Consider the following 18,588-nt stretch of genomic DNA (forward strand, 5'->3'; position numbering starts at 1 on the left):
GCCCCTTGATAGCGGCCCCGAATTTATCAGGATGTAAATTATGCGAGTTACAGTTTTCGGCACCGGGTATGTCGGACTCGTCACGGGCGCTTGCCTTGCAGATGTTGGCCATGACGTGATGTGTGTCGATGTCGATAACGCGAAAATCGAGAGCTTGAAGCAAGGCATCATCCCGATCTACGAACCGGGCCTGGACGCACTGGTAGCACAGAACCAACGCGAGGGCCGCCTGCACTTTACAACCGACGCCAGGCAAGCCGTGGACTTCGGCCAATTGCAAATGATCGCGGTGGGCACCCCACCCAACGAGGATGGTTCTGCCGACCTGCAGCATGTGCTGGCCGTTGCTCGCACCATCGGCGAGTACATGACCGAGCACAAAGTGATCGTGAACAAATCCACGGTTCCGGTAGGCACTGCCGACAAAGTCAGCCAGACGGTCGACGCGATCCTGCAGGCCAGAGACGCCGGGCTCGACTTCGATGTCTGCTCCAATCCCGAGTTCCTCAAGGAAGGCTCGGCCATTGAGGATTTCGCCAAAGGTGCCCGCATTATCGTAGGGACCGAATCCGAAACGGTCAAAGCAGTCATGCGCGAGTGCTACGCACCTTATAGCCGCAACCACGACAAATTGATTTTCATGGATGTGCGCGCCGCCGAACTGACGAAGTATGCGGCCAATGCGATGCTGGCGACCAAGATCAGCTTCATGAACGAAATCGCGCAGATGGCAGAGCGGCTGGGGGCCGATATCGAACAGGTCCGCCTGGGTATCGGCTCCGATCCACGCATCGGTTTCCAGTTCATTTACCCCGGTTGTGGATACGGCGGCTCATGCTTCCCGAAAGACGTTCAGGCGCTCGCCCGCACGGCCCAGGAAATCGGCTACGAGGCGCAACTGTTGAACGCCGTCGAGGCCGTCAACAACCGCCAGAAAAACGTGATGTTCGAGAAGCTGTCCCTCGCCTTCGATCACGATCTGAAAAACAAGACCATCGCCGTCTGGGGCCTTTCTTTCAAACCCAACACCGACGATATGCGCGCAGCGCCGAGTCGCAATCTGATCGAAGCGATCTGGGCCGCAGGTGGCAAAGTTCAGGCATTCGACCCGGCTGCCATGAGCGAGGCCACGCGCATTTACGGAGCCCGCGACGATCTGCAATTGGCAGCCAATCGTGAAATGGCGCTGGAAGGCGCCGATGCCCTGGTAATTTGCACAGAATGGAAACAATTTCGCACTGTCGACTTCAAGAAGCTGAAAACCTGCCTTAATTACCCGGTACTGGTCGACGGGCGTAACCTGTTTGACCCTGCAGCAGCCAAGGAGGCAGGGTTCATGTACTACGCAATCGGTCGCGCTGACTCGCTCATGCCCGTTCTGCAACCTTAAGGAGCTGTCCCATGAAGATACTTGTGACTGGCGCAGCCGGTTTTATCGGTTTTCATGTCAGCCAGGCGCTGCTTGCCCGCGGCGATGAAGTCGTTGGCATCGATAATCTGAACGACTATTACGAAGTGGCTCTCAAGGATGCTCGCCTCGCGCAATTGACGCCGCAGGAGGGCTTCCGGTTTATCCGCATGGATATCGCTGACCGGTCTGCGATGGCGAAACTGTTCGAGACAGAAGGCTTTGAAAAAGTTGTCCATCTCGCGGCGCAAGCCGGTGTGCGGTACTCGCTGGAGAATCCCCACGCGTATGCAGACAGCAACCTTACAGGCTTCTTGAACGTTCTCGAGGGCTGTCGACAAACTCACGTCAAACACTTGGTGTACGCCTCGTCCAGCTCAGTGTACGGAGCCAACGAGAGCATGCCCTTCGCCGTACAAGACAACGTTGACCATCCCGTGTCGCTGTATGCCGCCACGAAGAAAGCCAACGAACTGATGGCGCACTCGTACAGTCATCTCTATCGATTGCCAACTACCGGATTGCGCTTCTTCACTGTCTACGGCCCTTGGGGCCGACCTGACATGTCGCCGTTCCTGTTCGTGCGGGCAATCCTTGAAGGCAAACCGCTGAAGGTTTTCAATCACGGGAAGCATCGCCGAGACTTCACGTACATCGACGACATCGTCGACGGCGTCATACGGGTTCTGGACCATGTGGCTGCACAGAACGCCCAATGGTCTGGACTCAAGCCGGATCCGGCCTCCAGTGCTGCGCCCTGGAGGCTTTACAACATTGGCAACAGTCAACCGGTCGAATTGCTCGACTACATCAAGCACATCGAACAAGCGCTCGGTAAAACCACTCATAAAGAGCTTCTGCCGTTGCAGCCGGGCGATGTGGAACACACCTATGCCGATGTCGAGCAGTTGAAGATCGATACCGGGTATGCGCCCAGCACACCGATTGAAAGCGGGATACAGCGCTTTGTGAACTGGTACAAGGACTTCTACAACATCAGCTGATGCTCTGATCGTTCAGCCATCAAACGACGCCGGATCTTGTGATCCGGCGTTTTTTTGCCGAATTCCAGGCACAAAAAAGGGCGACCGAAGTCGCCCTTTTTAATGGTCAGACAGAACTCAGTTCTGTTTGGCCATTGCTTGACGCAGCAGTGCCGCCATAGTGGTGTCAGCTGCTTCACCTTCCGGAGCTGCTTTCAGGCTCTGGATGGCTTCTTTCTCTTCAGCATCGTCTTTCGATTTGATCGACAGCTGAATTACGCGGCTCTTACGATCAACGCTGATGATCTTGGCTTCTACTTGCTGGCCTTCTTTCAGAACGTTGCGCGCGTCTTCAACGCGGTCACGGCTGATTTCGGAGGCTTTCAGAGTCGCTTCGATGTCGTCGGCCAGAACGATGATGGCGCCTTTGGCGTCAACTTCTTTCACGGTGCCAGTAACGATTGCGCCTTTGTCGTTAACCGAGACGTACTCGGAGAACGGATCGCTTTCCAGTTGCTTGATACCCAGGGAGATACGCTCACGCTCCGGGTCAACCGACAGGATAACGGTGTCCAGTTCGTCGCCCTTCTTGAAACGACGTACGGCTTCTTCGCCCACTTCGTTCCAGGAGATGTCGGACAGGTGAACCAGACCGTCGATGCCGCCGTCCAGACCAATGAAGATACCGAAATCGGTGATCGACTTGATGGTGCCGGAGATCTTGTCGCCCTTGTTGAACTGGCCAGAGAAGTCTTCCCATGGGTTCGACTTGCACTGCTTGATGCCCAGGGAGATACGACGACGCTCTTCGTCGATGTCCAGAACCATGACTTCCACTTCGTCGCCGACTTGTACGACTTTCGAAGGGTGGATGTTCTTGTTGGTCCAGTCCATTTCCGAAACGTGTACCAGACCTTCAACGCCTTCTTCCAGCTCAGCGAAGCAGCCGTAGTCGGTCAGGTTGGTTACACGAGCGGTAACGCGAGTGCTTTCTGGGTAACGGGCTTTGATAGCAACCCATGGATCTTCGCCCAGTTGCTTCAGACCCAGGGAAACACGATTACGCTCGCGATCGTATTTCAGAACCTTGACGTCGATCTCGTCGCCAACATTGACGATTTCGGAAGGGTGCTTGATACGCTTCCACGCCATGTCGGTGATGTGCAGCAGGCCGTCCACGCCACCCAGATCGACGAATGCGCCGTAATCGGTGAGGTTTTTGACGATACCTTTGACTTGCTGGCCTTCCTGCAGGGATTCCAGCAGAGCTTCACGCTCGGCGGAGTTCTCGGCTTCCAGGACGCTGCGACGGGAAACGACAACGTTGTTGCGCTTCTGGTCCAGCTTGATGACCTTGAATTCCAGCTCTTTGCCTTCCAGGTGCGTGGTGTCGCGCACTGGACGGACGTCAACCAGGGAACCTGGCAGGAACGCACGGATGCCGTTAACGTCGACAGTGAAGCCGCCTTTAACCTTACCGTTGATAACGCCCTTGACCACTTCCTCAGCTGCGAAGGCTGCTTCCAGAACGATCCAGCATTCAGCGCGCTTGGCTTTTTCACGGGACAGCTTGGTTTCACCGAAACCGTCTTCAACCGAGTCCAGAGCAACGTGAACTTCGTCACCGACGTTGATGTTCAGTTCGCCAGCGTCGTTGTAGAACTGCTCCAGAGGGATCAGTGCTTCGGACTTCAGGCCAGCGTGAACGGTTACCCAGCGAGCTTGGTAATCGATATCAACGATAACACCGGTGATGATGGAGCCTGCCTGAAGGTTCAGGGTCTTTAGGCTTTCTTCAAAGAGTTCCGCAAAGCTTTCGCTCATTTTAATTCCTGTTGATTAGGGCGAAAAATACGCCCGTCTCCACATCCCAGACGATGCGGGTCAGTTTCATTTAAAGGAAGCCACCGCAGGACTATGACTGGTCCCCTGCGGCCTTCCTGGTCACCCGGCGATATCGCGAATGGCGATCTCGCTCATGATGCGTTCAAGCACCTGATCGATGGACAACTCCGTGGAATCCAGCTGTATGGCGTCAGCCGCCGGCTTGAGCGGGGCCACCGCTCGCTGGGTATCACGCTCGTCGCGCGCACGGATCTCATCTAGCAGACTCGACAGACTAACACCCTCGACTTTGCCCTTCAACTGCAAATATCGACGGCGCGCCCGCTCCTCGGCGCTGGCGGTCAGGAAAATCTTCAGGGGCGCATTCGGAAATACCACTGTGCCCATGTCGCGACCATCGGCCACCAGGCCCGGCGATTCCTGGAAAGCACGCTGGCGCTGCAGCAGCGCCTCGCGCACGGCCGGCAATGCAGCCACCTGGGAGGCGCCGGAGCCGACGCTTTCAGTGCGGATGACATCGCTGACTTCGTCACCTTCCAGAATGATGCGCTGCAACTGACCGTCGGTCGCCGCGATGAACTGCACATCCAGATGAGCGGCCAGTTTCTTCAGCAGCTCTTCATTGGTCAGGTCGACACCATGGTTGTGTGCAGCAAACGCCAGCAGGCGATACAGCGCACCGGAGTCCAGCAGGTTCCAGCCCAGACGCTTGGCCAGAATCCCGGCCACGGTGCCTTTGCCCGAGCCGCTTGGCCCGTCGATGGTGATGACCGGAGCAATATTGTTCACGACTGAGCCTCTTGCGCCACACGAATGCCGACCTGCGCGCACAGCGCCAGGAAGTTCGGGAACGATGTCGCGACGTTGGCGCAGTCGTGGATGCGAATCGGTGCCGTGGCGCGCAGCGAGGCCACGCTGAAAGCCATCGCGATGCGGTGATCGCCATGGCCATGCACTTCGCCGCCGCCGATCTGGCCGCCGTCGATGATGATGCCGTCCGGGGTCGGTTCGCACTTGACGCCCAGCGCCAGCAGACCGTCCGCCATGACCTGGATACGGTCCGACTCCTTGACGCGCAGCTCTTCGGCGCCGGTCAGCACGGTGCGCCCTTCGGCACAGGCCGCGGCCACGAACAGCACCGGGAATTCGTCGATGGCCAGTGGAACCAGCGCTTCCGGAATCTCGATACCCTTGAGTTTAGCCGCTCGCACGCGCAGGTCGGCAACCGGTTCGCCACCCACTTCACGCTGATTCTCCAGGGTGATGTCGGCGCCCATCAGGCGCAGGATGTCGATCACGCCGGTACGGGTCGGGTTGATGCCGACGTGCTCAAGCACCAGCTCCGAACCTTCAGCGATCGACGCCGCCACCAGGAAGAATGCCGACGACGAGATATCGCCCGGCACTTCGATGTGGGTCGCAGCCAGCTTGCCGCCGGACTCGACGGACGCAGTGGCACCGTCAACGCTCACCGGGTAGCCGAAGCCGCGCAGCATGCGCTCGGTGTGGTCACGAGTCGGGGCCGGCTCGGTGACGGTGGTCTTGCCTTCAGCGTACAGACCCGCCAGCAGCAGGCAGGACTTAACCTGAGCACTGGCCATCGGCATGGTGTAGGTCAGGCCTTTGAGCTTGTGACCGCCACGAATGGTCATCGGTGGACGACCTTCGGCAGCGGTTTCGATCACGGCACCCATTTCGCGCAGCGGGTTGGCGACGCGATTCATCGGACGCTTGGACAGCGACGCATCACCGGTCAGGGTGCTGTCGAAGTCCTGCGCGGCCAGCAGGCCGGACAGCAGGCGCATCGAAGTGCCGGAGTTGCCCAGATAGATCGGGCCCGGCGCAGGCTTCAGGCCGTGCAGGCCGACACCGTGAATGGTCACGCGGCCGTGATGCGGACCTTCGATGACCACGCCCATGTCGCGGAACGCCTGCAAGGTCGCCAGAGCGTCTTCGCCCTCGAGGAAGCCTTCGACTTCGGTGACGCCTTCAGCCAGGGAACCGAGCATGATCGAACGGTGGGAAATCGATTTGTCACCCGGTACGCGAATCCGACCGGACAGGCGGCCACCAGGTTGAGCCAGGAAAATCAGATCGTTGGAATTCATAGCGTCCACATAGGCCCTGCGGGCCAGGATTTTACTGAAATGCTCGCGGGCAACCCGGGCGCGCGTGAAGACGCCCAACAATTGGTGCCCATCCCCTGCATCGACCGCGTCGCGCAAGGCGTCGAGGTCGCTGCGAAATGTATCGAGTGTGCGCAGGACAGCCTCGCGATTGGCGAGAAAGATGTCATGCCACATGACCGGGTCGCTTCCGGCGATTCTTGTGAAATCACGGAAACCGCCCGCAGCGTAACGGAAGATCTCAAGGTTTTCATTGCGCTTGGCCAACGAATCGACCAGACCGAAGGCCAGCAGGTGCGGCAGATGACTGGTCGCGGCCAGCACTTCATCGTGACGCTCGACCTGCATGTGCTCGACGTCGGCGCCCAGCTCGCGCCACAAGCGATCAACCACCGCCAGGGCAGCCGGATCGGTCTGCTCCAGCGGGGTCAGAATCACTTTATGACGGCGGAACAGCTCTGAGTTGGAGGCTTCCACCCCGCTCTGCTCGGAACCGGCAATCGGATGGCCCGGCACGAAACGCGCGGGCATGCCGCCGAATGCTTCGGTCGCCGCGCGCACCACATTGCCCTTGGCGCTGCCGACATCCGTCAGGATCGCCTGCCCCAGATCCATGCCGGCCAGACGGGCCAGCACTTTTTCCATGGCCAGGATCGGCACCGCCAACTGAATCACGTCCGCGCCCTGGCAAGCCGCCACCAGGTCGTCTTCGCAGCGATCCACCACGCCCAACTCGACCGCCAGCTTGCGCGATTGCGGATCGAGATCGACCCCGACCACCTCGCGGCACACGCCGCTTTCACGCAAGCCTTTGGCAAACGAACCACCGATCAACCCCAGACCGACCACCACCAGGCGCCCGATCATAGGTGCAGCAGATTGCAGCGCAGTGACATCACCCACGAGCCAGAACCTTGCGCAGCGCTTCGAGGAAGCGGCTGTTTTCCGCCGGCAGACCGATGGTCACCCGCAGATGGTTCGGCATGCCGTAGTTGGCCACCGGACGCACGATCACGCCTTCACGCAGCAAACCCTGAAAGACCGGAGCCGCCACTTGACCGAGGTCGACGCAGATAAAGTTGCCCTTGGACGGAATCCAGCTCAGGCCCAGCTCGCGGAAACCCGCTTCCAGCTGTTGCATGCCGGATTCGTTGAGCTGACGGCTCTGCGCCAGATATTCCTCGTCCTTCAGCGCCGCACACGCCGCAGCCAAGGCCAGGCTGTTGACGTTGAACGGCTGGCGTACACGGTTCAGCACGTCCGCCACCACCGGGGTGGACAAGCCGTAACCGACGCGCAGCGCCGCCAGACCGTAGGCCTTGGAGAAGGTGCGCGAGACCAGCAGGTTCGGGTAAGCGGCGAGGAAATCCAGGCCATCCGGCAGATCGCTGCCTTCGGCGTATTCGATGTAGGCCTCGTCCAGTACCACCAGCACATGCTCCGGCACGTCCTGCAGGAACTCGTCCAGCGCCTCGGCGCCGAACCAGGTGCCGGTCGGGTTGTTCGGGTTGGCAATGAACACGACGCGGGTATTGGCATCGATGGCCGCCAGCATCGCTGGCAGGTCATGGCCCCAATCCTTGGCCGGAACGACCTTGGCCTGAGCGCCGACCGCCTGGGTCGCGATCGGGTAGACCGCGAACGCGTGTTCGCTGAACACGGCATTCAGGCCCGGCGCCAGATAGGCGCGCGCCACCAGCTCGAGAATATCGTTGGAGCCGTTGCCCAGGGTCACCTGGTTCAGCTCGACACGGCATTGCTCGGCCAGCAGGGATTTCAGGGCAAAACCGTTGCCGTCCGGATATCGGGTCAGCTCGTCCAGCGCTTCGCGGATCGCGGCCAGCGCTTTCGGGCTGGCGCCCAACGGGTTTTCGTTGCTCGCCAGTTTGACGATGCTCGCCGGATCCAGGTCCAGCTCGCGCGCCAGTTCGTCCACGGGCTTGCCCGGCACGTATGGCGAAAGTTGTTGCACGCCCGGCTGTGCCAGAGCGAGGAAGTTGCCACTCATTGCTACCACCCCTTAAAGAACTGCTTTCGGGTAGGAACCCAGCACCTTGAGTGCTACTGCTTCCTGACTGATCTTTTCCAGTACACCTTTGATCAGCGGATCACGGTGATGACCGACGAAGTCGATGAAGAACACGTAGGTCCATTTACCGCTGCGCGACGGACGGGTTTCGATCCGGGTCAGGTCGATCCCGTTGTCATGGAACGGCACCAGCAGCTCGTGAAGCGCGCCGGGCTTGTTGCTCATGGACACGATGATCGAAGTCTTGTCGTCGCCGGTCGGCGGCACTTCCTGGTTACCGATCATCAGGAAGCGCGTGGAGTTGTCCGGACGATCCTCGATCTTCTCGGCCAGACGGGTCAGGCCGTATAGCCCCGCCGCCATGTCACCGGCGATCGCCGCCGAATTCCACTCACCCTTGACCCGCTTGGCCGCTTCGGCGTTGCTGGACACCGCCACGCGCTCGACATTCGGGTAATGGGCGTCCAGCCATTTGCGGCACTGGGCCAGCGACTGCGCGTGGGAATAGATGCGGCTGATGCTGTCGGTCTTGGTGTTTTCACCGACCAGCAGGTGGTGGTGAATCCGCAGCTCGACTTCGCCGCAGATCACCATGTCGTGCTCGAGGAAGCTGTCGAGGGTGTGGTTGACCGCGCCTTCGGTGGAGTTCTCCACCGGCACCACGCCGAAATTCACCGCACCCGCCGCCACTTCACGGAACACTTCATCGATCGCCGCCATCGGCTTGCTGATCACCGCGTGACCGAAGTGCTTCATGGCCGCCGCTTGGGTGAAAGTGCCTTCCGGGCCGAGATAAGCCACTTTCAGCGGGTTCTCGAGGGCCAGGCACGAAGACATGATTTCGCGGAACAAGCGCGCCATCTCTTCGTTGCCCAACGGCCCCTTGTTGCGCTCCATCACGCGCTTGAGGACCTGCGCCTCACGCTCGGGACGGTAGAACACCGGCTGCTCGCCTTCGGCCAGGCTGGCCATTTTGACCCGGGCAACTTCTTCGGCGCAGCGCGCGCGATCGCTGATCAGCTGGAGGATCTTCTCATCCAGGTTATCGATGCGAACGCGCAGCGCCTTGAGCTCCTGCTCGGACATCAGGAATGCTCCTTCTCGAATTCAGCCATGTAACCGACCAGCGCTTCGACGGCGTCCAGACCCAGGGCGTTGTAGATCGAGGCACGCATGCCGCCGACCGAACGATGGCCCTTGAGGTTGAGCAGGCCACGGGCGTCGGCACCGGCCAGGAACGCCTTGTCCAGACGCTCGTCAGCCAGACGGAACGGCACGTTCATCCACGAGCGGGCGTTGACGCTGATCGGGTTGGTATAGAAGTCACTGTTGTCGATGAAGCCGTACAGACGATCTTTCTTCGCCTTGTTGCGCAGCTCCATCGCGGCGACGCCACCCTGCTCCTTCAGCCACTCGAAAACCAGACCCGAGAGGTACCAGGAATAGGTCGCCGGGGTGTTGTACATCGAGCCGTTATCGGCGGAGATCTTGTAGTCGAGCATGGTCGGGCACGAACTGCGGGCGCGACCCAGCAGGTCTTCACGGACGATCACCACGACCAGACCGCTCGGGCCGATGTTCTTCTGCGCGCCAGCGTAGATCAGGCCGTACTGCGACACATCGATCGGACGCGAGAGGATATCGGAGGACATGTCGACCACCAGCGGAACGTCACCGGCCTCGGGAACCCAGTCGAACTGCAGGCCGCCGATGGTTTCGTTGGACGCATAGTGCAGATAGGCCGCACCCGGGGTCAGCTTCCACTCGTTCTGGCCAGGGATGGCCAGGTAGTCATAAGGCTTGGCGCTGGCCGCAACGTTGATGTTGCCGAAGCGACGCGCTTCCTCGATGGCTTTTTTCGACCAGATGCCGGTTTCGACATAGTCGGCAGTGCCGTTCTCGGGCAGCAGGTTCAGCGGAATCTCGGCGAACTGTTGGCTCGCACCGCCCTGCAGGAACAGCACTTTGTAATTGGAGGGGATGGACAGCAGGTCGCGCAGGTCTTGTTCGGCCTTCTCGGCGATGGCCACGTAGTCATCGCTGCGATGGCTCATTTCCATGACCGACAGACCCTTGCCATGCCAGTCGAGCATCTCGGACTGGGCACGCAACAGGACAGCTTCAGGCAGCGCAGCGGGACCTGCGCAGAAGTTATAGGCTCGTTTGCTCACATCCACTCTCGCTATGCAATCACGGTAGCGGACAGAGCAAACACTCTGCCCTGCTACGATTTGGTTAGTCTTGCGACTCTTCTTCGTCTGCGGCGTCCGCCTGCAGGTTGTCGACCGCATCGTCCGGTTCGGCGCCGATCACGCCTTCTTCCAGCTCGACACCTTCTTCACCTTCAAACTCTTCACCCTCGACTTCCGACGGCTCCTGAACCCGCTCCAGACCAACCAGGGTTTCATCCTTGGCCAGCTTGATCAGGGTCACGCCCTGGGTGTTACGACCCAGGCTGGAAACTTCGTCGACACGGGTACGCACCAGCGTGCCCTGGTCGGAAATCAGCATGATCTCCTCGCCGTCGAGCACCTGAACCGCACCGACCAGACGGCCGTTACGCTCGTTGCTGACCATGGCGATCACGCCCTGGCCGCCACGCTTGTACTCAGGGAACTCGGTGATCGCGGTGCGCTTGCCGTAGCCACGCTCGGAAGCGGTGAGGATCTGGCTGCCTTCTTCCGGGATCAGCATCGAAATCAGCTTCTGCCCTTCCGGCAGACGCATGCCGCGCACACCACGGGCGGTACGGCCCATGGCACGAACGTCGGATTCCTTGAAGCGGGTGACCTTGCCGCCGTCGGAGAACAGCATCACTTCACGCTCGCCATCGGTGATGGCCGCAGAGATCAGCACGTCGCCTTCGTCCAGTTCCAGCGCGATCAGACCGACGCTGCGCTGACGGCTGAAGGATTCCAGCGGAGTCTTCTTCACGGTGCCGTTGGCGGTGGCCATGAAGATGTAGTGACCTTCGGTGTATTCCTCGACCGGCAGCATGGTGGTGATGTATTCACCATCATCCAGCGGCAGCAGGTTGACCAGCGGACGACCACGGGCGGCGCGGGACGCTTCAGGGATTTCGTAGGTCTTCAGCCAGTACACCTTGCCCTTGCTGGAGAACAGCAGCAGCGTGGTGTGGCTGTTGGCGACCAGCAGGTGAGCGATGTAGTCCTCATCCTTCACGCCGGTGGCCGATTTGCCCTTACCGCCACGACGCTGAGCCTGGTACGCAGCCAGTGGCTGGGTCTTGGCATAGCCACCGTGAGAGATGGTCACGACGCGCTCTTCTTCCGGGATCATGTCGCCCAGGGTCAGGTCGAGACGGGCATCGAGGATTTCGGTGCGGCGCACGTCGCCGTATTCGGCGCGGATCACTTCCAGCTCTTCGCGGATCACTTCCATCAGGCGCACGGCGCTGTTGAGGATGCGGATCAGCTCGCCGATCTGGTTGAGGATCTCTTGATACTCGGCCAGCAGCTTTTCGTGTTCCAGACCGGTCAGGCGGTGCAGACGCAGCTCCAGAATGGCTTGCGCCTGCTCCGGCGACAGGAAGTACTTGCCGTCGCGCAGACCGTATTGCGGATCGAGGTTTTCCGGACGGCACGAATCGGCACCGGCACGCTCAACCATCGCCACCACAGCCGAGGATTCCCACGGCGTGCTGACCAGCGCTTCCTTGGCTTCCGACGGGGTCGGCGAAGCCTTGATCAGGGCAATGACCGGGTCGATGTTCGACAGGGCAACGGCCTGACCTTCGAGGATGTGACCACGCTCGCGCGCCTTGCGCAGTTCGAACACGGTGCGGCGGGTAACCACTTCGCGACGGTGACGGACGAAGGCTTCCAGCAGGTCCTTAAGGTTCAGGATCCGCGGACGGCCGTCGATCAGCGCAACGATGTTGATGCCGAATACCGATTGCAGCTGGGTCTGGGCGTAGAGGTTGTTGAGGATCACCTCAGGCACTTCGCCGCGACGCAGTTCGATCACAACGCGCATACCGTCCTTGTCGGACTCGTCGCGCAGCTCGGTGATGCCTTCGAGTTTCTTCTCTTTTACCAGCTCGGCGATCTTCTCGATCAGACGCGCCTTGTTCAGCTGGTAAGGGAGTTCGGTGATGACGATCTGCTGACGACCACCGACCTTGTCGATGTCTTCGATGATCGAGCGGGCGCGCATGTAAATGCGGCCACGGCCGGTGCGGTAGGCCTCGATGATGCCGGCGCGACCGTTGATGATCGCGGCAGTCGGGAAGTCCGGACCGGGAATGTATTGCATCAGCTCATCGACGGTCAGCTCGGGGTTGTCGATGAGGGCCAGGCAACCGTCGATGACTTCACCGAGGTTGTGCGGCGGAATGTTGGTCGCCATGCCCACGGCGATACCGCTGGAACCGTTGACCAGCAGGTTCGGAACGCGGGTCGGCATGACCGCCGGGATCAGCTCGGTGCCGTCGTAGTTCGGCACCCAGTCCACGGTTTCCTTGTGCAGGTCGGCCAGCAGCTCGTGCGCCAGCTTGGTCATGCGCACTTCGGTGTATCGCATGGCCGCGGCGTTGTCGCCGTCCACCGAACCGAAGTTGCCCTGGCCGTCGACCAGCAGGTAACGCAGGGAGAAAGGCTGCGCCATGCGGACGATGGTGTCGTACACCGCGGTATCACCGTGCGGGTGATACTTACCGATCACGTCACCGACGACACGGGCAGATTTCTTGTACGGCTTGTTGAAGTCGTTGCCCAGCTCGCTCATCGCGAACAGCACGCGACGGTGCACGGGCTTCAAGCCATCGCGCGCATCCGGCAGTGCACGGCCGACGATCACGCTCATCGCGTAGTCGAGATAGGACTGTTTCAGCTCGTCTTCGATATTGACCGGGAGGATTTCTTTGGCCAGTTCGCCCATGAGAAGCCTGATTCCTTTTTCTGGTGAAACTTCGCCATATCCATAGGGGACGCACGAAGCTCGTCGATGCAGGCCGAGTGCCATGCGCCGACTTACGACAAATCGACAAGTTGACCCTGGATTTGCGCAGTGAAGACAACCCCGCGGGACTGCCTCGGAAAACGCCGGATGTTATCACAAGAGCCGCCACGCACCTATCCCCCAGATGCGCATGGAGCATAGTTAGATGACCGATGACAGGCTTAACGGGGACGAGAGAGGCTCAGAGCTTCCCTGAATGCAAATTTCGGGACGAAATTGCGGATGTTTATTGACTTTAAAGGCCCCATTGCTGGCAAGCCAATTCCCACAGGATCCATGCCGGGTACAAAACCTGTGGGAGCCCGCCTGCTGACGATGGCAATTCAGCGGGTGCTGAACACCTTTAATGCAAGCGTTTGCGGCACATCAACTGCGCCATTTTCGCGGTATCCGGGCGTTCGACGATGCCTTTCTCGGTGACGATCGCATCGATCAGGTCTGCCGGGGTCACGTCAAACACCGGGTTGAACGCTTCAACGTCAGCCCCGACACGCTTGCCGCCAACCTCCAGCAACTCGGCGCCGTCGCGTTCTTCGATCGGAATGTCATCACCGCTGGCCAGATTCATGTCGATGGTCGAGCTCGGCGCCACCACCATGAAACGCACGCCGTGGTGCATGGCGTTGACCGCCAGTTGATAGGTCCCGATCTTGTTCGCCACGTCGCCGTTGGCGGTGATCCGGTCAGCGCCGACGATCACCCAGGTCACGCCCTTGGTCTTCATGATGTGCGCGGCTGCAGAGTCCGCGTTCAGGGTCACCGGAATGCCTTCGTTGGCCAGCTCCCACGCAGTCAGGCGCGAGCCTTGCAACCACGGCCGGGTTTCGTCGGCGTAGACACGCTCGACCATGCCCTCGATGAACGCCGCGCGAATCACCCCGAGCGCCGTACCGAAACCGCCGGTGGCCAGGGCGCCGGTGTTGCAGTGAGTGAGAATCGCCTGGGCATTGCCCTGATGTTTGCGGATCAGGTCGACGCCGAGCTGGGCCATGGTCAGGTTGGCTTCGCGATCGCTTTCATGGATGGCGATGGCTTCGGCTTCCAGCGCCGCCAGCGGATCGGCGTTCTCCTTCAAACGGTCCAGCCGGTCGTGCATGCGGTTCAGCGCCCAGAACAGGTTGACCGCGGTCGGCCGGGAATCGGCCAGCAGCATGAAATCCTCTTCCAGCGACGCATACCAGTCACCACCTTCGGCGATCCGGGCACGGGCCGCCAGTACGATGCCGTACGCGGCACTGATGCCGATGGCCGGCGCACCGCGCACCACCATCGAGCGAATTGCCTCGGCCACGCCGGCGGCGCTGGTGTAGGCGATCCAGTTTTCCTCGAACGGCAAAACGCGCTGATCCAGCAGGTGGAGCGCGCCATCACGCCAATCGATGGCCTTTACTTTCTCCGCAGCCAACAGTCGATCGCGCATCCCTCACCCCGCACTCATGAACAAAAGCCGCCGATTATAGCGATCCCCCCGCGAAGACGCTCGGGTATACTTCGCCATCCTTTACAAAAGCACTGGAACCGACCCTCGATGCCGAAACCTGCCATTGCGCTCGACTTATTATTGCTGCCGACCTGGCTGGTACCCGTCGAACCCGCAGGCGTTGTGCTCAAGGAGCATGGCCTGGGCATCCGCGACGGTCGCATCGTGTTTATCGGCCCGCGTGCCGAAGCGCTCAAGTGTAACGCCGCCGAAGTCCGCGAACTGCCGGACGTTCTGCTCAGCCCCGGCCTGATCAACGCCCACGGCCACGCCGCAATGACGCTGTTCCGTGGCCTGGCCGACGATCTGCCGCTGATGACCTGGCTGGAAAACCACATCTGGCCGGCCGAGGGCAAATGGGTCGATGAAGATTTTGTGCGTGACGGCACCGACCTGGCCATCGCCGAGCAGATAAAAGGTGGCATCACCTGTTTTTCGGACATGTACTTTTTCCCGAAGGTTGCCAGCGAACGCGTGCACAACAGCGGAATCCGCGCGCAGATCGCGATTCCGATCCTTGATTTTCCGATTCCGGGTGCCGCCAGCGCCGATGAAGCCATTCGTCAGGGCGTCGAACTGTTCGGCGACCTGAAGCATCACGAGCGCATCAAGATCACCTTCGGCCCTCATGCACCCTACACCGTGGGCGATGAGAACCTGGAAAAAATCCGCGTGATCGCCGAGGAGCTGGACGCGTCGATCCACATGCATGTCCACGAAACCGCGCTCGAAGTACAGCAAGCGGTCGAACAGCGCGGCGAACGCCCGCTGGCACGCCTTGGCCGACTGGGCCTTCTCGGCCCACGCTTCCAGGCCGTGCACATGACCCAGATCAGCGATGAGGATCTGGCGTTGCTGGTAGAAAGCAACACCAGCGTGATCCATTGCCCGGAGTCGAACCTGAAACTGGCCAGCGGCTTCTGCCCGGTGGAGCGCCTGTGGCAGGCCGGGGTCAACGTCGCGGTCGGCACCGATGGCGCGGCGAGCAACAATGACCTGGACCTGCTGGGTGAAACCCGCACTGCCGCCCTGCTGGCCAAAGCCGTCGCCGGCTCGGCCACCGCGCTGGACGCCCACCGGGCGCTGCGCATGGCCACGCTGAACGGCGCGCGAGCCCTGGGAATCGAAGCCGAGACCGGCTCGCTGGAGCTCGGCAAGGCGGCCGACATCGTCGCTTTCGACCTGTCCGGCCTGGCGCAACAACCGGTCTATGACCCGGTCTCGCAGCTTATATACGCCACCGGTCGCGACTGCGTGAAACACCTGTGGGTTGCCGGCAAGCAGTTGCTCGACGACCGCCGCCTGACCCGACTGGACGAACAACAGCTCGGCGAAACCGCCCGGGCCTGGGGCCGACGCATCAGCGGCCACACCGAATCGTAAACACCCCGGGGCAAACTCCGGGGCTACAGCCTTTTTCAAGTTTTAGAGGATTGAATCATGAGCAACGTCGACCACGCCGAAATCGCCAAATTCGAAGCCCTGGCCCATCGCTGGTGGGACCGCGAAAGCGAGTTCAAACCGCTGCACGACATCAACCCGCTGCGGGTCAACTGGATTGACGAGCGGGTCAATCTGGCAGGTAAAAAGGTTCTCGACGTCGGTTGCGGCGGCGGCATCCTCAGCGAAGCCATGGCCCAGCGTGGCGCGACCGTGACCGGCATCGACATGGGCGAAGCGCCACTGGCGGTCGCGCAACTGCATCAGCTGGAATCCGGTGTGAACGTCGAATACCGCCAGATCACCGCCGAAGCCCTGGCCGAAGAAATGCCCGAGCAGTTCGACGTCGTCACCTGCCTGGAAATGCTCGAGCACGTACCGGACCCGTCCTCGGTGATCCGCGCCTGCTTCCGCATGGTCAAGCCCGGCGGCCAGGTGTTCTTCTCCACCATCAACCGCAACCCGAAGGCGTACCTGTTCGCCATCGTCGGCGCCGAATACATCATGAAGCTGCTGCCGCGCGGCACCCACGACTTCAAGAAATTCATCCGCCCGTCCGAGCTGGGTGCCTGGAGCCGCATGGCCGGCCTGACCGTCAAGGACATCATCGGCCTGACCTACAACCCGCTGACCAAGCACTACAAGCTGGCGGCGGACGTTGACGTCAACTACATGATCCAGACCCTGCGCGAGGAGTAAGCCGATGGCCATCAGAGCAGTCCTTTTCGACATGGACGGCACTCTGCTCGACACCGCGCCGGACTTCATCGCCATCTGCCAGGCGATGCGCGCGGATCGTGGCTTGCCGCCAATGAACGACAAACACATTCGCGATGAAATCTCCGGCGGCGCCAAGGCCATGGTCGCGGTGACGTTCTCGATGGATCCGGAGTCGCCGGGCTTCGAGGAATTGCGTCTGGAGTTCCTTGAGCGCTATCTCGTCGGTTGCGCCGTGCACAGCAAGCTGTTCGACGGCATGGGCGAATTGCTGGCCGACATCGAGAAAGCCAATCTGGTCTGGGGTGTGGTCACCAACAAGCCGCTGCGCTTCGCCGAGCCGATCATGCAGCAACTGGGGCTGGCCGAGCGCTCGGCCCTGCTGATCTGCCCGGATCACGTGAAGAACAGCAAGCCGGATCCCGAGATGCTGACCCTTGCCTGCAAGATGCTTGATCTGGATCCGTCGACCGTTCTGTTTATCGGCGATGATCTGCGCGATATCGAATCCGGTCGTGACGCCGGCACCAAAACCGCCGCCGTGACCTATGGCTACATCCACCCCGACGACAACCCTCGGCACTGGGGCGCGGACGTGGTGGTGGATCATCCGCTGGAGTTGCGCAAGGTGCTCGACAACGCTCTGTGCAGTTGCTGAGTGGTGCTGCAAAGCGACCATCGCTGCATTCCCGCGCAGGACGCGGGAACGATCAGAAGTTAATGGATTAGAGGTTTTTTATGTTTGATTACTCTGCTCGCCCCGAATTGCTCAAGGATCGGGTCATTCTGGTCACCGGTGCCGGTCGTGGCATCGGCGCGGCTGCCGCCAAGACCTACGCCGCCCACGGTGCGACCGTGCTGCTGCTGGGCAAGACCGAAGCCAACCTGACCCAGGTCTACGACGAGATCGAAGCGGCCGGGCATCCGCAGCCGGCCGTGATCCCGTTCAACCTCGAAACTGCCCTGCCCCATCAATACGATGAGCTGGCGGCGATGATCGAGACCGAATTCGGCCACCTCGACGGCCTGCTGCACAACGCCTCGATCATCGGCCCGCGCACGCCGATCGAGCAGTTGTCCGGTGAAAACTTCATGCGCGTCATGCAAGTCAACGTCAACGCGATGTTCATGCTGACCAGCACCCTGCTGCCGCTGCTCAAACTGTCACAGGACGCCTCGGTGGTGTTCACCTCCAGCAGCGTCGGGCGCAAGGGCCGCGCTTACTGGGGCGCCTATGGTGTGTCCAAGTTCGCCACTGAGGGCCTGATGCAAACCCTGGCCGACGAAGTCGAAAACGTCGCTCCGGTACGCTCCAACAGCATCAACCCGGGCGCCACCCGCACCAGCATGCGCGCTCAGGCGTACCCGGGTGAAAACCCGCTGAACAACCCGACACCGGAAGAGATCATGCCGGTCTATCTGTACCTGATGGGCCCGGACAGCACCGGTATCAATGGCCAGGCCTTCAACGCTCAGTAATGCCATACGTCGCATTTGTTGCCGTGGCGGAATACCGTCGCGGCATGCAATTGCCGCTTCGAGCGCGGCAAATTCAGTCAAATAACCACCACCCCTTTTTC

General features: G+C 60.7%; 14 protein-coding genes. 6 read left to right on the top strand and 8 right to left on the bottom strand.

What is annotated here, in order from left to right; translation table 11 throughout:
• Positions 1-40: 40 nt before the first annotated feature.
• Both AC1RT4_RS25215 and AC1RT4_RS25220 read left to right on the top strand, forming a co-directional pair.
• A complete protein-coding gene (locus AC1RT4_RS25215) occupies positions 41-1,390 on the top strand; it encodes a UDP-glucose dehydrogenase family protein (protein ID WP_493088726.1) in 1,350 nt (449 codons plus the stop codon).
• A gap of 11 nt (positions 1,391-1,401) precedes the next feature.
• Positions 1,402-2,412 (top strand): NAD-dependent epimerase, encoded by a 1,011-nt coding sequence (locus AC1RT4_RS25220; protein WP_493088728.1) that lies wholly within the window; start codon positions 1,402-1,404, stop codon positions 2,410-2,412.
• A 117-nt stretch (positions 2,413-2,529) separates the two neighbouring features.
• On the opposite strand, the gene rpsA is transcribed toward AC1RT4_RS25220, so the two are convergent.
• From rpsA to mtnA, 8 genes are all read right to left on the bottom strand, one after another.
• Positions 2,530-4,215 carry a 30S ribosomal protein S1 gene (rpsA, locus tag AC1RT4_RS25225; protein ID WP_007950918.1) on the bottom strand — a complete coding sequence of 562 codons (1,686 nt, stop codon included), beginning with the start codon at positions 4,213-4,215 and terminating at the stop codon, positions 2,530-2,532.
• A gap of 120 nt (positions 4,216-4,335) precedes the next feature.
• Positions 4,336-5,025, bottom strand: a complete 690-nt coding sequence (gene cmk / locus AC1RT4_RS25230; protein ID WP_085647507.1) for a (d)CMP kinase — start codon at positions 5,023-5,025, stop codon at positions 4,336-4,338.
• Positions 5,022-7,229 carry a bifunctional prephenate dehydrogenase/3-phosphoshikimate 1-carboxyvinyltransferase gene (locus AC1RT4_RS25235; protein WP_230737736.1) on the bottom strand — a complete coding sequence of 736 codons (2,208 nt, stop codon included), beginning with the start codon at positions 7,227-7,229 and terminating at the stop codon, positions 5,022-5,024. Before AC1RT4_RS25235 ends, cmk begins: the two co-directional genes overlap by 4 nt.
• A 28-nt stretch (positions 7,230-7,257) precedes the next feature.
• Complete coding sequence (gene hisC / locus AC1RT4_RS25240) at positions 7,258-8,370, bottom strand: histidinol-phosphate transaminase (RefSeq protein ID WP_007950914.1); 1,113 nt, start codon at positions 8,368-8,370, stop codon at positions 7,258-7,260.
• A gap of 12 nt (positions 8,371-8,382) precedes the next feature.
• On the bottom strand, positions 8,383-9,477 hold the full coding sequence (gene pheA / locus AC1RT4_RS25245) for a prephenate dehydratase (protein ID WP_007950913.1): 1,095 nt from the start codon (positions 9,475-9,477) through the stop codon (positions 8,383-8,385).
• Positions 9,477-10,562 carry a 3-phosphoserine/phosphohydroxythreonine transaminase gene (gene serC, locus AC1RT4_RS25250; protein WP_493088731.1) on the bottom strand — a complete coding sequence of 362 codons (1,086 nt, stop codon included), beginning with the start codon at positions 10,560-10,562 and terminating at the stop codon, positions 9,477-9,479. Before serC ends, pheA begins: the two co-directional genes overlap by 1 nt.
• Positions 10,563-10,626: 64 nt before the next feature.
• Positions 10,627-13,290 (bottom strand): DNA gyrase subunit A, encoded by a 2,664-nt coding sequence (gene gyrA / locus AC1RT4_RS25255; protein WP_127799246.1) that lies wholly within the window; start codon positions 13,288-13,290, stop codon positions 10,627-10,629.
• 424 nt (positions 13,291-13,714) lie between these two features.
• Positions 13,715-14,791 carry an S-methyl-5-thioribose-1-phosphate isomerase gene (mtnA, locus tag AC1RT4_RS25260; protein ID WP_007950910.1) on the bottom strand — a complete coding sequence of 359 codons (1,077 nt, stop codon included), beginning with the start codon at positions 14,789-14,791 and terminating at the stop codon, positions 13,715-13,717.
• Positions 14,792-14,899: 108 nt separating this feature from the next.
• Between mtnA and AC1RT4_RS25265 the strand changes: the two genes are divergently transcribed.
• The 4 genes from AC1RT4_RS25265 (at position 14,900) to AC1RT4_RS25280 (ending at position 18,487) form a co-directional block, all read left to right on the top strand.
• Positions 14,900-16,234: a TRZ/ATZ family hydrolase gene (locus tag AC1RT4_RS25265; RefSeq protein WP_493088734.1), complete on the top strand. Its 1,335-nt coding sequence runs from the start codon at positions 14,900-14,902 to the stop codon at positions 16,232-16,234.
• A 57-nt stretch (positions 16,235-16,291) separates the two neighbouring features.
• The gene (gene ubiG, locus AC1RT4_RS25270) at positions 16,292-16,990 is read left to right on the top strand and encodes a bifunctional 2-polyprenyl-6-hydroxyphenol methylase/3-demethylubiquinol 3-O-methyltransferase UbiG (protein WP_007950906.1); all 699 of its coding nucleotides are present in this window, start codon (positions 16,292-16,294) and stop codon (positions 16,988-16,990) included.
• 4 nt (positions 16,991-16,994) lie between these two features.
• Positions 16,995-17,666, top strand: coding sequence for an N-acetylmuramic acid 6-phosphate phosphatase MupP (gene mupP, locus AC1RT4_RS25275; protein ID WP_074688036.1), 672 nt, complete (start codon positions 16,995-16,997; stop codon positions 17,664-17,666).
• An 80-nt stretch (positions 17,667-17,746) separates the two neighbouring features.
• Complete coding sequence (locus AC1RT4_RS25280) at positions 17,747-18,487, top strand: YciK family oxidoreductase (RefSeq protein ID WP_007950904.1); 741 nt, start codon at positions 17,747-17,749, stop codon at positions 18,485-18,487.
• Positions 18,488-18,588: the final 101 nt, after the last annotated feature.

This window comes from Pseudomonas sp. GW821-FHT11D10, assembly GCF_058808435.1.

Coding starts and splice junctions, on each gene's coding strand:
- AC1RT4_RS25215 (WP_493088726.1), top strand. CDS start 41: ATGCGAGTTACAGTTTTCGGCACCGGGTATGTCGGACTCGTCACGGGC.
- AC1RT4_RS25220 (WP_493088728.1), top strand. CDS start 1,402: ATGAAGATACTTGTGACTGGCGCAGCCGGTTTTATCGGTTTTCATGTC.
- rpsA (WP_007950918.1), bottom strand. CDS start 4,215: ATGAGCGAAAGCTTTGCGGAACTCTTTGAAGAAAGCCTAAAGACCCTG.
- AC1RT4_RS25235 (WP_230737736.1), bottom strand. CDS start 7,229: ATGATCGGGCGCCTGGTGGTGGTCGGTCTGGGGTTGATCGGTGGTTCG.
- hisC (WP_007950914.1), bottom strand. CDS start 8,370: ATGAGTGGCAACTTCCTCGCTCTGGCACAGCCGGGCGTGCAACAACTT.
- pheA (WP_007950913.1), bottom strand. CDS start 9,477: ATGTCCGAGCAGGAGCTCAAGGCGCTGCGCGTTCGCATCGATAACCTG.
- gyrA (WP_127799246.1), bottom strand. CDS start 13,290: ATGGGCGAACTGGCCAAAGAAATCCTCCCGGTCAATATCGAAGACGAG.
- mtnA (WP_007950910.1), bottom strand. CDS start 14,791: ATGCGCGATCGACTGTTGGCTGCGGAGAAAGTAAAGGCCATCGATTGG.
- AC1RT4_RS25265 (WP_493088734.1), top strand. CDS start 14,900: ATGCCGAAACCTGCCATTGCGCTCGACTTATTATTGCTGCCGACCTGG.
- ubiG (WP_007950906.1), top strand. CDS start 16,292: ATGAGCAACGTCGACCACGCCGAAATCGCCAAATTCGAAGCCCTGGCC.
- mupP (WP_074688036.1), top strand. CDS start 16,995: ATGGCCATCAGAGCAGTCCTTTTCGACATGGACGGCACTCTGCTCGAC.
- AC1RT4_RS25280 (WP_007950904.1), top strand. CDS start 17,747: ATGTTTGATTACTCTGCTCGCCCCGAATTGCTCAAGGATCGGGTCATT.